The organism is Lysobacter xanthus (assembly GCF_047159895.1).
This window is the reverse complement of sequence record NZ_BAAGAB020000067.1, coordinates 1-13,596: the sequence shown is the minus strand read 5'-3', so window position 1 is coordinate 13,596 and position 13,596 is coordinate 1. Positions and strand designations below refer to the sequence as shown.

At 71.7% G+C, this 13,596-nt stretch carries 17 protein-coding genes and 1 pseudogene; 11 read left to right on the top strand and 7 right to left on the bottom strand.

The annotated features are described in order from the left end of the window. The first annotated feature begins 141 nt into the window (after nucleotides 1–141). The 7 genes and pseudogenes from ACY35P_RS13030 (at nucleotide 142) to ACY35P_RS13000 (ending at nucleotide 5,260) form a co-directional block, all read left to right on the top strand. On the top strand, nucleotides 142–513 hold the full coding sequence (locus tag ACY35P_RS13030) for a response regulator (RefSeq protein WP_462116267.1): 372 nt from the start codon (nucleotides 142–144) through the stop codon (nucleotides 511–513). Nucleotides 514–584: 71 nt separating this feature from the next. Continuing rightward, nucleotides 585–1,730 (top strand): annotated as a pseudogene (locus ACY35P_RS13025) (PAS domain S-box protein); the annotation flags it as partial. After that, on the top strand, nucleotides 1,731–2,144 hold the full coding sequence (locus ACY35P_RS13020) for a response regulator (RefSeq protein WP_462116268.1): 414 nt from the start codon (nucleotides 1,731–1,733) through the stop codon (nucleotides 2,142–2,144). Beyond that, nucleotides 2,141–2,386, top strand: a complete 246-nt coding sequence (locus tag ACY35P_RS13015) for a hypothetical protein (RefSeq protein WP_462116266.1) — start codon at nucleotides 2,141–2,143, stop codon at nucleotides 2,384–2,386. The genes ACY35P_RS13020 and ACY35P_RS13015 overlap by 4 nt, the downstream gene beginning before the upstream one ends. An 85-nt stretch (nucleotides 2,387–2,471) precedes the next feature. Next, nucleotides 2,472–3,968, top strand: coding sequence for a M20/M25/M40 family metallo-hydrolase (locus ACY35P_RS13010; RefSeq protein ID WP_462116265.1), 1,497 nt, complete (start codon nucleotides 2,472–2,474; stop codon nucleotides 3,966–3,968). 61 nt (nucleotides 3,969–4,029) lie between these two features. Further along, nucleotides 4,030–4,749, top strand: coding sequence for an SOS response-associated peptidase (locus ACY35P_RS13005; RefSeq protein WP_462116264.1), 720 nt, complete (start codon nucleotides 4,030–4,032; stop codon nucleotides 4,747–4,749). 64 nt (nucleotides 4,750–4,813) lie between these two features. Continuing rightward, nucleotides 4,814–5,260: a cupin domain-containing protein gene (locus ACY35P_RS13000; protein WP_462116263.1), complete on the top strand. Its 447-nt coding sequence runs from the start codon at nucleotides 4,814–4,816 to the stop codon at nucleotides 5,258–5,260. A 9-nt stretch (nucleotides 5,261–5,269) separates the two neighbouring features. Here ACY35P_RS13000 and ACY35P_RS12995 read toward each other — a convergent pair whose 3' ends face one another. The 3 genes from ACY35P_RS12995 to ACY35P_RS12985 form a co-directional block, all read right to left on the bottom strand. After that, nucleotides 5,270–7,039, bottom strand: a complete 1,770-nt coding sequence (locus tag ACY35P_RS12995; RefSeq protein ID WP_462116262.1) for a DUF7844 domain-containing protein — start codon at nucleotides 7,037–7,039, stop codon at nucleotides 5,270–5,272. 16 nt (nucleotides 7,040–7,055) lie between these two features. Next, on the bottom strand, nucleotides 7,056–7,355 hold the full coding sequence (locus ACY35P_RS12990; RefSeq protein WP_462116261.1) for a DUF2388 domain-containing protein: 300 nt from the start codon (nucleotides 7,353–7,355) through the stop codon (nucleotides 7,056–7,058). A 71-nt stretch (nucleotides 7,356–7,426) separates the two neighbouring features. Further along, nucleotides 7,427–7,723 carry a hypothetical protein gene (locus ACY35P_RS12985; RefSeq protein WP_462116260.1) on the bottom strand — a complete coding sequence of 99 codons (297 nt, stop codon included), beginning with the start codon at nucleotides 7,721–7,723 and terminating at the stop codon, nucleotides 7,427–7,429. A gap of 126 nt (nucleotides 7,724–7,849) precedes the next feature. Between ACY35P_RS12985 and ACY35P_RS12980 the strand changes: the two genes are divergently transcribed. After that, entirely contained in the window at nucleotides 7,850–8,131 is a 282-nt protein-coding gene (locus ACY35P_RS12980; RefSeq protein ID WP_462116259.1) for a hypothetical protein, read from the top strand. Here the strand turns inward: ACY35P_RS12980 and ACY35P_RS12975 are convergent. Beyond that, entirely contained in the window at nucleotides 8,128–8,778 is a 651-nt protein-coding gene (locus tag ACY35P_RS12975) for a M23 family metallopeptidase (RefSeq protein WP_462116258.1), read from the bottom strand. The genes ACY35P_RS12980 and ACY35P_RS12975 overlap by 4 nt on opposite strands. Here ACY35P_RS12975 and ACY35P_RS12970 point away from each other — a divergent pair. Further along, entirely contained in the window at nucleotides 8,777–9,295 is a 519-nt protein-coding gene (locus tag ACY35P_RS12970; RefSeq protein WP_462116257.1) for a DUF1993 domain-containing protein, read from the top strand. The two genes, ACY35P_RS12975 and ACY35P_RS12970, sit on opposite strands and share 2 nt — an antisense overlap. Before the next feature lie 63 nt (nucleotides 9,296–9,358). Continuing rightward, nucleotides 9,359–10,348, top strand: coding sequence for an SDR family oxidoreductase (locus tag ACY35P_RS12965; RefSeq protein WP_462116256.1), 990 nt, complete (start codon nucleotides 9,359–9,361; stop codon nucleotides 10,346–10,348). Between the two features lie 9 nt (nucleotides 10,349–10,357). Here the strand turns inward: ACY35P_RS12965 and ACY35P_RS12960 are convergent, their stop codons facing one another. Together ACY35P_RS12960 and ACY35P_RS12955 are read right to left on the bottom strand one after the other, a co-directional pair. Beyond that, the gene (locus ACY35P_RS12960) at nucleotides 10,358–11,461 is read right to left on the bottom strand and encodes a DUF1615 domain-containing protein (protein WP_462116255.1); all 1,104 of its coding nucleotides are present in this window, start codon (nucleotides 11,459–11,461) and stop codon (nucleotides 10,358–10,360) included. An 11-nt stretch (nucleotides 11,462–11,472) separates the two neighbouring features. Next, entirely contained in the window at nucleotides 11,473–12,627 is a 1,155-nt protein-coding gene (locus ACY35P_RS12955; protein ID WP_462116254.1) for a GGDEF domain-containing protein, read from the bottom strand. Nucleotides 12,628–12,746: 119 nt separating this feature from the next. Here ACY35P_RS12955 and ACY35P_RS12950 point away from each other — a divergent pair, with 119 nt between their 5' ends. Continuing rightward, nucleotides 12,747–13,214, top strand: coding sequence for a DUF1203 domain-containing protein (locus tag ACY35P_RS12950; RefSeq protein WP_462116253.1), 468 nt, complete (start codon nucleotides 12,747–12,749; stop codon nucleotides 13,212–13,214). A 1-nt stretch (nucleotide 13,215) separates the two neighbouring features. Here ACY35P_RS12950 and ACY35P_RS12945 read toward each other — a convergent pair. After that, nucleotides 13,216–13,596, bottom strand: a 381-nt coding sequence (locus ACY35P_RS12945) for a diguanylate cyclase domain-containing protein (protein ID WP_462116252.1), incomplete at its 5' end; no start/stop codon positions are given.

Sequence of the window (13,596 nt, the reverse complement as noted above, 5' to 3'; positions counted from 1 at the left end):
CTCCCGCCCCCCGCGCCTCCATCCTGCCGGGCCTCGGCGATGCGGGCGATCGCATCTTCGGCACCCGCCACGACTAGTGCCTCACGCGGGATGAATCCCCGCTCGGGTACCACTACGCCATCCCAACCGGCCGTAGCCCTGATGGAAACCCGCATCCTCGTCGTGGACGACAACGCGCGCGTGCGCGAAATGCTGGCCGACCTGCTCGAACTCGACGGGCATGTCGTGTACCAGGCCGAGACCGGACAGGTCGCGCTGCAACTCCTGCAGGCGGGCCTGCAGCCGCGCCTCATCGTCTGCGACCTGATGATGCCGGACGTGGACGGCTGGCAGGTGCTCGCGGCCGTGGAGCAGATGGAGCAACGGCCCGACGTGATCATCTTCACCTCGCTGGGCGACCTGACCTCGATCGACCGCCTCACCGAGCGCTACGGCTGCACCGTGATGAAGAAGCCGGAGCAGCTACGCGACGTGATCGGCGCCGCGCGCGCGCGCATCGATCGACCCAACTGAGCCCCTGCCCGTCGCAGGGTCTTCATCCTGCCGTCACTACAGTCGACGGCCGCTTGGTAAAGAACGACGACATGCACACGGGCAGCATCGACCGGCCGGGAATCACGGGCATCGGTCTCGGGGAGAGCGAACGCCAGTTCCGCCTCCTCGTGCAGGGCGTGACGGACTACGCGATCTACATGCTGGATCCGACCGGCCGCATCGCGAGCTGGAACGCGGGCGGCGAGCGCATCAAGGGCTACGCGGCCGAGGAGATCATCGGCCAGCACTTCTCGCGCTTCTACACCGACGAGGACCGCGCCCGCGGCGAGCCCGCGCTGGCATTGGAGACCGCGCGCCGCGAAGGGCGCTACGAGAAGGAAGGCTGGCGCGTGCGCCGCGACGGCAGCCGGTTCTGGGCGAACGTCGTCATCGATCCCGTCTTCGACGACGACGGCCGGCACATCGGCTACGCGAAGATTACCCGCGACGTCACCGAGCGCCGCGAACAGCAGCGCGCACTGGAAGTCGCGCAGCAGGCGATGCTGCAGGCCCATCGGATGGAAGCCATCGGGCAGCTCACGTACGGCGTCGCGCACGACTTCAACAACCTGCTCACCGTCATCACCAACAGCCTCGACCTGATCGGGATGGACAGCAGCGACCCGCAGCGCGTGAAGCGTCTCGTGGCCGGCGCGCAGCGTGCCGCCGAGCGCGGTTCGCGGCTCACGCGCCAGCTGCTCGCGTATTCGCGGCGGCAGACGCTGCGTCCGGAAGCGCACGACCTCAATGCGCTGATCTACGCAGCCGAGGCGCTGTTGCGCCGGGGTGTCGGGGAAGACGTGGAGATGGAGTTCTCGCTGGGCCGCGGGGTCGGCGAAGTCCATGTCGACGCCGCCGAGTTCGAGGCTGCATTGCTCAACCTGGTGGTGAACGCCCGCGATGCGATGCCCGACGGCGGCCGCATCGTCATCGCCACCCGCGAGCACGTGCAGTCGGAGAAGGAAGGCCGCCGCGCCCCGGGACGCTACCTGCTGGTCACCGTGCAGGACACGGGCACGGGCATGACGGCGGAGGTGATCGAGCACGCCATGGAGCCGTTCTTCACCACGAAGGAAGTCGGCAAAGGCAGCGGTCTCGGGCTCAGCCAGGTCTACGGCTTCGCGGTGCAGTCCGGCGGCGACGTGACCATCGACAGCACGGTGGGCGAGGGCACCACGATCCGGTTCTTCCTGCCCGTGCGCGGCGGCGACGCGACGCTCGGCCACGGGGACAGCGGCGCGCCGGTCAAGGTGCTGCTGGTGGAGGACGATCCGGACGTGCAGGCCATGGCGATCGAATCACTGCGCCACCTCGGCTATGCGGTGCTGACCGCCGACGAGGGCGCCGCGGCGCTCGACATCCTCCATCGCGATCCGGACATCGCGCTGCTATTCACCGACGTCGTGATGCCCAAGGGCATGAGCGGCGTGGAGCTGTTCGAAGCCGCGCGGCGCATGCGCCCGGACCTGCGCGTGCTGCTGGCGTCCGGCTACGCGCGCGGGCAGCTGCCGACGATCCCGGAGGGTTGCGACTTCATTCCGAAGCCCTACCGCGTCGAGGACCTGCAGCGCCGCCTCGCGACGCTGCTCGCGGCCGACCGGGCCGCATGACCGGCGATCGCCGCGATCCCGCCGGCGAGCTCGACCACCTGCTCGACGGCGATCCGCGCCGTCGCCGCGAACGCGAGCTGCGCCGCTACGGGCCCCGGCGCGGGCCATCGACGTGGATCTGGTGGCTCATCGCCCTCGGCGGCCTCGTGCTCTTCGCGGTGCTGATGCGTGCAGTCATGGAGAAGACCAGGTGGACGGCCGGCGACGCCGACCGGGTGGACACCGAAGGCGCACGCGACTGAGGCGGGCGTCCTCCGACGAACGTCCCGTGCGTCGACCGCCATGCGCGGCGTAGGATCGGGCGCATGCTCCCGGAGACCGACCCGCATGTCGACCCATCGCCGTATCCCGCTGGCCCTCGCCCTCGTCGTCGCACTTGCGGGCGCGCTGCCCGCGGTCGCGGCGCCGCCCGCCGCCATCCGTTCCGAAGTGACCCGCCGGCACGACGAGGCGGTGAAGCGCCTGCAGGACTGGATCGCGCTCCCGTCGATCGCGGCGGAGAACCGCAATGCGCAGGAAGGCGTGGAGTACATGGCGAAGCTCGCACGCGAGGCGGGTTTCCAGAAGGTGCGCATCGTGCCCACCGACGGCAAGCCGGGTGTATTCGCAACGCTCGACGCGGGAGCGAGGAAGACGGTCGGCCTCTACTTCATGTACGACGTGAAGCAGTTCGATCCCGCCGAATGGAGCTCGCCGCCGCTGGAGGCGAAGCTGGTCGACAAGCCGGGGTTCGGCAAGGTGATCGTCGGCCGCGGCGCGGTGAACCAGAAGGGCCCGGAGTCCGCGTTCCTCGCCGCGCTGCACGCGATCCGCGGCGCCAACGCGAAGATGCCGGTGAACCTCGTGCTCGTCGCCGAGGGCGAGGAAGAGATCGGCTCGCCGCACATCGGGCAGGTGGTGCTCGACCCCGAAGTCCGTGCCGCACTGTCGAAGACGACGGGCGTCTTCATGCCGTCGGCCGAGCAGGATCCGGACGGCACCGTCACCGTCAGCCTCGGCGCGAAGGGCGTCGTCGAGCTCGAGCTGGTGGCGAGCGGCGAGAAGTGGGGCCGCGGCCCGTCGAAGGACGTGCACTCCTCGCTGAAGGCGATGGTCGACAGCCCCGCATGGCGCCTCGTGAAGGCGCTCGACACGCTCGTCTCCGACGACGGCAACACGATCGCGATCGAAGGCTATCCGGTCCCGCCGCCGATCAGCGCCGAGCACCGCGCGATGATCGCCGCGGCGGTCAAGGGCTCGCCGGAAGGCGAAGCGCTCGCGAAGAAGCAGCTCGGCGTGCCGCACTGGATCGACGACCTGCCGTGGCAGCAGGCGCAGGAGCGGCTCGTCTCCCAGCCGACGGTGAACATCGAAGGCCTCGTCGGCGGCTACACCGGACCGGGCGGCAAGACCGTGCTGCCGCATCGCGCGGTCGCCAAGATCGACATGCGCCTCGTGCCCGGCATGACGAAGGACGCGGCGGTCGCGGCGCTGAAGTCGCACCTCGCCAAGCGCGGCTTCGGCGACGTCCAAGTGAACGTGAGCGGTGGCTACGACCCGACCAGCACCGATCCCCGATCGCCGCTGATCCAGGCGCAGATGGCGACGCTGCGCCGACTCGGCATCGAGCCGATGCTGTGGCCGCGCGGCGCGGGTTCCTACCCGGGCTTCGTCTTCACCGGCGCGCCGCTCAGCCTGGCGTCGGGGCACTTCGGCTTGGGCACCGGCGGCGGCGCGCATGCGCCGGACGAGTTCTACGTGATCGAGTCGTCGAACCCGAAGGTGCAGGGCTTCGATGGCGCGGTGATGTCGTTCGTCGAGTACCTCTACGAACTCGGACGCTGAGCATCCGCACGCGGTGACCACGCGGCGCATGGCATGAGCGGGGTTTCCCCGACTCGCTGCCATGCGCCGATTCGCCCAGGCCTTCCTGCCCGAAGCACTGCCGCCCGGACTTCCCGGGGCGGTCGCGCAGGCGCTCGCGGAGGCGCCGGAGCGCTACAACATCGCCGTGCGCAAGCCCGCGACCGTGGTGTTCGACGGCGGCGCCGGGCCCGAGGCCGGCGACTTCCAGTGGGGACTGATCCCCAGCTGGTCGAAGCTGCCGGAGACGAAATACACCACGGTGACCGCGCGCCTCGAGCGGGCGCCGGCGAGCCGCATCTACCGCAGCGCGTGGGAAAAGCGCCGCTGCGCTGTGCCGATGACGGGCTATTACAAATGGGACCGCACGGTGAAGCCGGCGCGTCCGTACTTCATCCAGTCCGAGCGCGGGGACGTGCTGTTCGCCGCCGGGCTGTGGGACCGCTGGCCGGCCGACGAGCCCGAGCTGCGCACGTTCACCGTGCTCACGATGCCCAACGAGGCGATCCCGTCACCGCTCGTGCCCGACGGGCCCGTGTTCCTGCCGGCGGCCGCGGTGGCGGACTGGATCGCCGGCCCGTGGTTTCCCGCACGCTGGCTTGCACGCCAGCCCCAGCCGGCACTCACGGCGTACCCGGTGTCGCGCGCGATCCGCGATCGCGACGCGGATGACTACACGCTGCTCGAGCCCGCCGATGCGATGGGTGAACCGCCGCCGGGCGCGTTCGACGACGACGACCCGGACGACGAGGACGACGATTGAGCGGCACGTGCGGCGGCGGTCGTGTCGCGCTTCAATGCGGCATCCCGATTCCCGGAGCCGACCGATGCCGCGCCTCGATCTCGACCGCATTCCCGCCGTCAACGCCACCGGGTATCCGCCGCCGTATCGCGACGCCGTGCAGGGGCGCTGGTATCGCCGGCTCGCACCCGCCACCGGCCTGACCGACTTCGGCGCAAGCCACGTGACGCTCAAGCCCGGTGCATGGTCGTCGCAGCGGCACTGGCACGAGGCGGAGGACGAACTCGTGGTGATGCTGGCCGGCGAGGCGGTGCTCGTGGACGAGGCCGGCGAGATCCCGATGCGGCCCGGCGACGTCGCGGTGTTCCGCAAGGGCGACGGCAACGGCCACTGCCTGCGCAACGACGGCACCGAGGACTGCGTGTTCGTCGCGATCGGTCGGCCGCCGGTAGGCGCCTGCCACTACCCCGACATCGACCTCGAGTTCTCCGGCGACGGCGGCTACACGCACCGCGACGGAACGCCGTACTGACGGCGTAGGTCAGTCCCCGCGCGCAGCCGCGGCGCGGTCGCGAAGGCGGGTCCCGAGATCCTCGACGTTGAGGCGCGTCGCGATAAGCGCCGCGCGCCGCGTGGCCGGCAGCGCCGCTTCGGCGAGATCGCGCAAAGTGGCTTCGAGCTGTTCCACGTTCGCCGCGCTGGCCCCTAGCGCCTGCTGCGCCGAGTCGCGCTCGTCGGCGTCCGGAATGCCGTAGCCCGCGGGCACCCAGGCCGCGGCATGCGCCCGACGCGAGGCGAGGTCGAGCGCATCGTCCACGGGCCCGGCGGTGCGTGTTCCGCTTCGGCCGATGCGACGCCCGAACGCGATCGCGGCGTCCTGTTCGGCCCGGCGCAGTGCTGCGTTCTCCAGCACGAGCAACGCCGCGAGGCCGCGCACGTCCGCCGTGTCGAACGCGCGCGCACGGGCCGCGGGATCGAGCGCGAACCAGTCCCGCGCCTGCGTCACGGGGATCGTCGCGCTCGCCCGTGCAGTGTCGAGCAGCGCCTGGTAGTGCATCGCCTGCGAGTCGAACCGGTAGCCGAGGCGAAGCGCTTCCGATGCGTCGCGCGGTACGTCGTCGACGAGATGGGCGCCCTCGAGGCGCCGCAGCAGGCCCGTGGGCGAGAGGCTCGATAGCGGCGCGTCGGCGAGCCGGGGGACGGCATCGTGCAGGAGGCGCCATGTCTCCACGGCGCAATTCGCGGTGACGAAGCGGTAGCGCCCGTCGTAGCTCCAGTGCACCTGCGCGGCGCGCTCGACGACCGCGGCGATGTCCTCGCGCGACAGCCGCAGCGGCACCGAGCGCAGGCCGCGAAGCTCGAGCTTCGTGTACTCGTCGACGACACGCGGCATCGGCAGTACGAACAGTCGCGACGGATAGCCGCCGGCGACGCCGCGCCACGCCGAGACGCGCACGTCGTCGACGAAGGCGCGGAACGACAGGACTTCATGCCAGGCGACGTCGAGTCGGCAGTCCGGCCCCGGTGCGCGACCCGGCGCGCAGACCACCAGCCGCAGCATGGCGTGCCCCCAGCGACTCATCGGCCGCGCGTCGGGTTCCGCCAGCAGGTAATCCACCGCGTAGATGCGCGACGGGTCGAGCGTCAGCACCGGCGACGGATCGGCCGCGCCCGTCGCATCGGCGCGCACGAACACCGGCGGTGCGCACGACGGTGCCGTTGCGGTGGAACCGGCGCGCGCCGCGAAGTAACGGTAGAGCGCGGGTCGCCGGCAGGGGTACTCCACGTCCAGCATCCAGTGCTCGAGATTGACGGCCACGAATTCGGCGGGACGGGTGACCTCGTAGGCATCGGGGCTGCGGTCGTGGAACGCGTTCGGCGTGCGCGGCAGGTGCAGCGGCGCGACCTGCCAGCCGGCGAGATCGAGAAGACGCGGATCGCGCGAGAGGCCCCCGCGTGGCGAGCGATCCCAGGCGTGCGCGAGCTCGTGCAGCAGGGCCGCACGCGCCGGCCGGCTGTCGCCGCGTGCGGCGTCGTCGAGCAGGGCGCGCCGCAGCAGGATGATGCCGGACCGGTAATGGCCGTCGACGTGCGCGGGCAGGTCATCGCGCCATCGGACGGTCAGCGGGCGGTCGAGCGCCGCGGCCCACGCGGGCGGCAAGGCGCGGACGGTGTCGTCGACGATCGCCGGCGCGGCCGCCGCCTGCTCGATGCCGAGCCCGCGCGTGTCGATGCGGACGTCGATCGCCCGCGCGCGCGTGGCGATCGGCAGCAGTGCACCCGCGAGCAGCACGCGCCAGGCGGGATGCATCAGCGCAAAGCCCGAATCAGCGGGCGAGGATCGCCATCGCGAGCTGGAGATCGCTGGCGCCGGCGGTCGCCTGTCGCGTACGCATCAGGCGCAGGGCGCCTTCAAGCTGGGCGCTGCGCACGCGGCCGTCGGTCGCGACGAACATCGCGGCGTCCTCGCGCGCCTGCAGCACGATCTTGTCGTCACCGGTGCTGCTGCCGGTCGTGTTGGAGCCGCCCGCGGACGATGCGCCGGCGGAGGAGCCGGCGAAGCTCGAGGCATGCGCGGCGAGCGGGAGCGACAGCGCGATGGCGGCGGCGAGGAGCGATCGGTTCATGGCGGACGTCGTGTGGAGCGGGCCGATGAGGATAGAGCGGCGCCGAGCCGGGCGCCTGAACCGGCCGTGGCTCAGTGCAGGTGTTCGTCGTCCGGCGTGCCGTCCTTCGGGTCGCTGACCGCGAACTCCGGGGATTCGGCATCGTGCACGTGGCGCAGCGCTTCGACGACGCCCGGTTCCAGCCGCTCGAGGTCGAGCACAACCTTGCCGGAATGCACGTCGCGCACCGCGCTGTTGGGCAGCACGAAGTCGCCGGCGTTCTGGATGTTCACCACGAACTCCGACTCGCGCGTCTCGCGCACGGCGCCCACGCCGAGGCCACCGTCCGCGACGAAGACCATCTGCCCGACTTCGATCCGTTCCTGCATGACGCACCTCGCAATGAAAGGCGGCACACGGCCGCCGCAGGCGTCGATCATGCCGAGACGGCCGGTGGCGGGGCGGTGAACATCGCGGTCGCGGGGCGGTCACGCTGCGCGCCCCAGCCTCGCGAAATGGATTCCACCTCGACATCGCTGCGGCGGTTCGTCTCCGGACGCGACGGCCGCATCGTCATCGCCCAGTGGCCCAACCTCCCGCTGTCGGCCTGGTTCGCCTGCTGGGTGCTCGCGCGGCTGCTGCCGGCGTCGCATGCGCGCGACGGCATCGCCTTCCTCGGCACCGCGTTCCTGTTCACGTGGGCCTGGCTCGAGATCGTCGACGGCGACAGCCCGTTCCGCCGCGCGCTCGGCGGCGTCGTGGCCGCGGCCATCGTCGTGCCGCGCGTGCTCGGCTAGCGGGGCGGCGTCGCCTGCAGGCGCGGCAACGGATCGATCGCACCCTCGCCGGTGTAGACGCCGTAGTGCAGGTGCGGCGGCGTGCCGCGCGCATTGCCGGAGGTGCCGACCCGGCCCAGGCGCGTGCCTTCGCGCACGAGGTCGCCCACCGCGAGGTCGGGCTCCCAAGCGTCGAGGTGCGCGTAGTAGTGCCGCTCCCCGGCCGGACCCATCACCCAGACCTGCCGCCCGCCGAGCCCGCCGTCGCGGATGGAGACGACCAGCCCGCGGGTCGCGCTGACCACCGGCGTGCCTCGGGGCGCGAAGATGTCCACGCCCTGGTGGCGGCGGTCGCGTCCACGCGGCGCGCCCCAGGTGTCCGCGATGGCACGTGCGCGCACGCCTTCGACGGGGACCCGCGTCCAGCGCGGCGGCGGCAGGCGTGACAGGGCGGCGACCGCGCGCGGGTAGGCCATGAAGGGCTGGTGCCAGGCCCAGAACGCGGCGAGCGCGAGCAGGCAGGCGACCGCGAGGGCGCCGAGGATGCGCCGGGCCAGCGGCGCGTAGTCGCGGCCGCGCCGTGCCGGGAACGCAGCGGGACGATCGCGATCGCCCGGCCCGGCGTCGGCGCGGGTAGGCTCCGGACTTTCCCCCTGCGAGACGGTCATGACGATCTCCCTGTACCAGGCGTCCATCCCGGTGTTCGAGCGCGCGCTGCGCAACCTGCGCCACATTGTGGAGAAGGGTGCGGCGCATGCGCGCGAACGCGGGGTGGCGCCCGATTCGCTGCTCGCGCTGCGTCTCGTCGACGACATGCTGCCGCTGTCGCGGCAGGTGCAGATCGCCTGCGACATGGCGAAGAACGGCGCCTCGCGACTGGCCGGGCAGGAGCCCGAGGCCATCGCGGACGAGGAATCGACCGTCGACCAGCTGCTCGCCCGCATCGACCGCACGCTGGCGATCGTGCGCGGCTTCGATGCCTCGCGCATCGACGGGCAGGAGGGCCGCGAGATCGTCCTGGCGATGCGCACCGGCGAGATGCGGTTCAACGGGCAGGACTACCTGCTCAACTTCGTGCTGCCGAACCTCTACTTCCACATCACCGCCGCTTACGCGCTGCTGCGTCGCGAGGGCGCGCCGCTCGGCAAGATCGACTACATCGCCGGGCCCGACGCGCCGGGCTGACGGTCGCTCACCGGTGCTATGCGCCCGCCGGGGCAGGGTGGGCGCTTTCCCGGAGGACCCGACATGGCGAGCCAGCACCCCAACGGCGACGGTGCCCGCACCGCGGACGCGCAACGAAAGATCCAGGCCGGCATCGACGCCAAGGAGGCTTCGGGCAGCGGCTCGGGTGGGGAATCGAAGCCGGTGCAGGCCGGGCTCGACGACAAGCCGGTCAACCCGTTGCCGAAGCAGCACCTCCGGAAGCCCGGCAACGAGCATGAACTCCAGGTCGAGCCGCGGTTCCTTGCGCCGGGCTACCTCGGCAGCGAGAAGCTGAAGGACATGGTCGCGATCGTCACCGGCGGCGACTCGGGCATCGGCCGCGCGGTCGCCGTGCTGTTCGCGCGCGAAGGCGCCGACGTGGCGGTGCTGTACCTCGACGAGCACGAGGACGCGGAGACCACGCGCGAATTCGTCGAAGCCGAAGGCCGTCGCTGCATCGCCATCGCCGGCGACGTGCGCGATACCGCGTTCTGCGAGCAGGCCGTGGCCCGCGTGGTCGACGAGTTCGGCCAGCTCGACATCCTCGTCAACAATGCCGCGTTCCAGCAGCATGCGAAGCGGCTCGAGGACATCACCGACACGCAGTTGATGATGACGCTCGAAACGAACGTCGCCGGCTATTTCCACATGGCGCGCGCCGCGTTGCCGCACATGGACAAGGGCGCCTGCATCATCAACACCACGTCCGAGACGGCGTTGTTCGGCAACAAGGAACTGCTCGACTACTCGGCCACGAAGGGCGCAATCAATGCGTTCACAATGTCGCTGGCGAGCAACCTGCTGGAGCGGGGCATCCGCGTGAATGCGGTCGCGCCGGGCCCGGTCTGGACGCCGCTCAACCCCGCGGACAAGGATGCCGAGTCCGTCTCCAAGTTCGGCGCGGACAGCGACATGGGGCGGCCCGCGCAGCCGGAGGAGCTCTCACCCGCGTACGTCTTCTTGGCGTCTCCGGTCACCGGCTCGTACGTCAACGGCGCGATCCTGCCGGTGATGGGCGGGCCGCGCGGTTGACCGGAGCGCTCAGCCCTTCGAGCGCGACATGCACGCCTTGTAACGACGGTTCACCCGATCGGCGAACCACGAGGTGGTGAGCCGACGCGTGATCTTCGGGCTGTGCAGGCGGATCTGCGGCACGCGCGCACGCGGCAGCGCATGCCCGGCCGAGCGCTCGGCCAGCGCGAACACCTCGCGATAGAGGTCGGTGTCCTCGAAGTCGAGCGCGCGGGCCTTGCGCAGGGCGCGATGGATGGCGGCCTCGTCCATGCCGAGTTCCTGCGACAGCGCACGGACGGCGGTCTCGGTGCGGCTGGGCTCGTCGCTGTCGTAGCGCACGAGGTCGCCGTCTTCTTCGAGCGGAATGCCGGTGGCGAGCGAGACCGCGTTCTGGAACGCGGCATTGCGGCTCGCGTACCAGCCCGCGTTGTAGTCCGCGAAACGGTAGATCGGCTGGCGGTACGAGGCACGGTAGCCGAGCAGGTGAGCCGTGCCGAAGTACAGGCCGCCGCGACGGCTGAAGACTTCGCGGCGGATCGAGGTCTCCACCGGATACGGGTAGTCCTTCGAGCCCGCGAGCTGCTCGGAGAAAGCGATGCCGACCTGCATCGGCCCGCCCGTTCGCACCGGGTTGGAACTCGCCAGGAGACGGCGGCCCAGGGGCACTTCGTCGATCATCGCCTCGTAGACGTCACTGAGCTCGCGCTCGCTCGACGTCGCCGCGATGCGCCGCTCCCACGTGCGGCCGTCGGGCGAGGCGAGTTGCAGGGCCGCGCGGCCCACCAGCGGCGGGATGTGATGCTCGCGCAGGCGGCGGTCGATCTCCTCGAGCGCGATGCGGCCCAGGCCCGGCACCTTGGGATCGGACGAGAACGAAGATTCCTGCCCCGTCACCGCGATGACCGAGCAGAGGTTGGCGGTGGTGGGCTCGATGCGCAGCGCCGCGAACGCGGCCTGCATGTCGCCCGCCCAGCCGCGCCTGTCCTGCACGCCCGCCGGCAGCAGGCGGCCGATCTCCGCGCGGACTTCCTCGGGCGTCTTGCGATGCGTGCGGGGCTGGTCGCGGCACGCGGTGGCGAGCAGCGCCACGGCCGCGAGCAGCAGGGCGGCGCGCAACGACGAGTGCGGCATTCGGCGGAACCTCACAGGTGGCGGTGGAGCGCGAGCGATTCGTCCGACGCGGGAACGTCGCCGTCGGAAACCATGACGCGGTTGCGGCCTTCGCGTTTCGCGCGGTAGAGCGCGGCGTCGGCGCGCGCGAACAGGTCGTCGGCATCGTAGCCGTGCGTCGTGTTCGCCTGCGCGATGCCCATGCTCAGCGACAGGCCCGGCAGCGGCGGGGACAGCCCCGGCGCGCGCGTCTCGACCGCGCGGCGGATCGCTTCGGCGATGGACGCCACCGCCTCGGTGCCCTGGTCGGCGCAGGCGATGAGGAACTCGTCGCCCCCGAAACGACCGAAGAGGTCGTCGCTGTCGAGATGCTCGCGCACGACGCCGGCCACGAAGCGCAGCGCGGCGTCGCCCGCCAGATGGCCTTCGCGGTCGTTGATGGCCTTGAAGTGGTCGAGGTCGAACACGACGAGGTCGAGCGGACGGCCGAAGCGCGCGAGGTATTCAAGGCGCTCGCGCAGTGCCTGGTTGAAGGCGAGGCGGTTGAACGTGCCGGTGAGCGGATCGTTGATCGCGAGCTGCCGGAGCTGCTCGGACTCGGCGCGCAGCTGCACATGCGCGGTCTGCAGCCGACGCTCGCGCTGGGACAGGCGTTGCGCCTCGTCCTGCAGGCGCCGGCTTCGCGCCTGCGCGAGCAGGCCGGCGCCGAACACGCCGAGCAGCACGAGCACCCACGGCAGGAGGCTGCGATCTTCGGCCTTCGGTTGCTCACCCGCGGGCGGCACGAGGCCGGGCTGCGCGACGGTCGCGGACGGTGGCGCTTCGGCCTGGTCGGGCGACGCCGGCGTCGACGCGCCCTCCGGAGCGTCCGCGCCTTCGCCGGCGTCGGCGACGCCCGCATCGGGTTCGGAGGTGGCGTCCGGCTCCATCGGCCCGATCGGTGCGACGGGCGCCGGTGTCGGCACGACGACGGGTGCGGGCGCCGGTGCGGGTACCGGCACCTCGACGACGACCACCTGCGGCGGGGGTGGTGGCGGCGGAGGCATCCCGTCCGGCCGCGGTCCCGGCGGGGCGCCCGGCGGACGCATTCCGGACGGCGGCGGACCCCCGGGCGGGGGCATCTGCGCGAAGGCGGGCAGGCAGGCGAGGCCCAGCAGCACGGCAGGCAGGAAGCGCAGGCGGGTCACGGGCATCACCGACGGAAGGATGCGCAAGCGTAGCCGAGCCCGGTGCGCCGCCACAGGATCCGGATGGCGACGCGGCGACCCGGCGCCGAAGATCCCGCCACCAAAGATGGAGCACCGCCATGGACTTCCGCGTCGTCGGGCTCGACCCCGCGCCCTTCCTTCCGCTCTACGGCCTCGACGATGCGGCGCTCGCCGCGCATCGCGCGCGCCGCGTGCGCGTCCCCGCGCACGGCGGCGTTCCCGAACGCGTGGAGCTGCGCGACATGCGCCCCGGCGAGACCGCCCTGCTCATCAACCATCTGCACCAGCCCGCCGATTCGCCGTACCGCGCGTCGCATGCAGTGTATGTGCGGGAAGGCGCGACCCGTCCGCGCGTCGTCGAAGGACGCCTGCCGGGCGTGATGGCACGGCGGCTGCTGTCGCTTCGCGGGTTCGACGGCGAGGGCATGATCGTCGACGCCGACGTCGTCCAGGGATGCGACGCCACCCCGCGGCTCGTCGCGATGCTCGGCGATGCACGGGTGGACTACGTGCACGCGCACTACGCGCGCCCGGGTTGTTTCGCGGCCCGGATCGAACTCGCCTGAGTCAGCGCGCGGCGCCGGACGCGGAGCCGCCCGCACCGACGCCGCGCGCGAGCACGGCTTCGGCATCGATTTCGCCGGGGCGAGCCAACACGAGCCCGACGCGTGCGCCCGCATGTTCGATGGCGACGCCGCCGCCGAGGTCGAAGCGCGCGTGCATCGCGGCCTGCAGGCGGTCGCGCAGCACGTCGCCCGCAGCGTCGGCGCTCTCGCGCGGCACGGTTCCCGCAACGACGAAGACATCACCGCCGACGCGCGCCAGCAGGTCGCCGCCGCGGAGCGTGGCGTCGAGCGCACGCGCCACGGCGGCGAGGAACCGGTCGCCCGCATCGTGGCCATGGCGCTCGTTGATCGCGGCCACGTCGTCCAGATGGATGAACGCGAC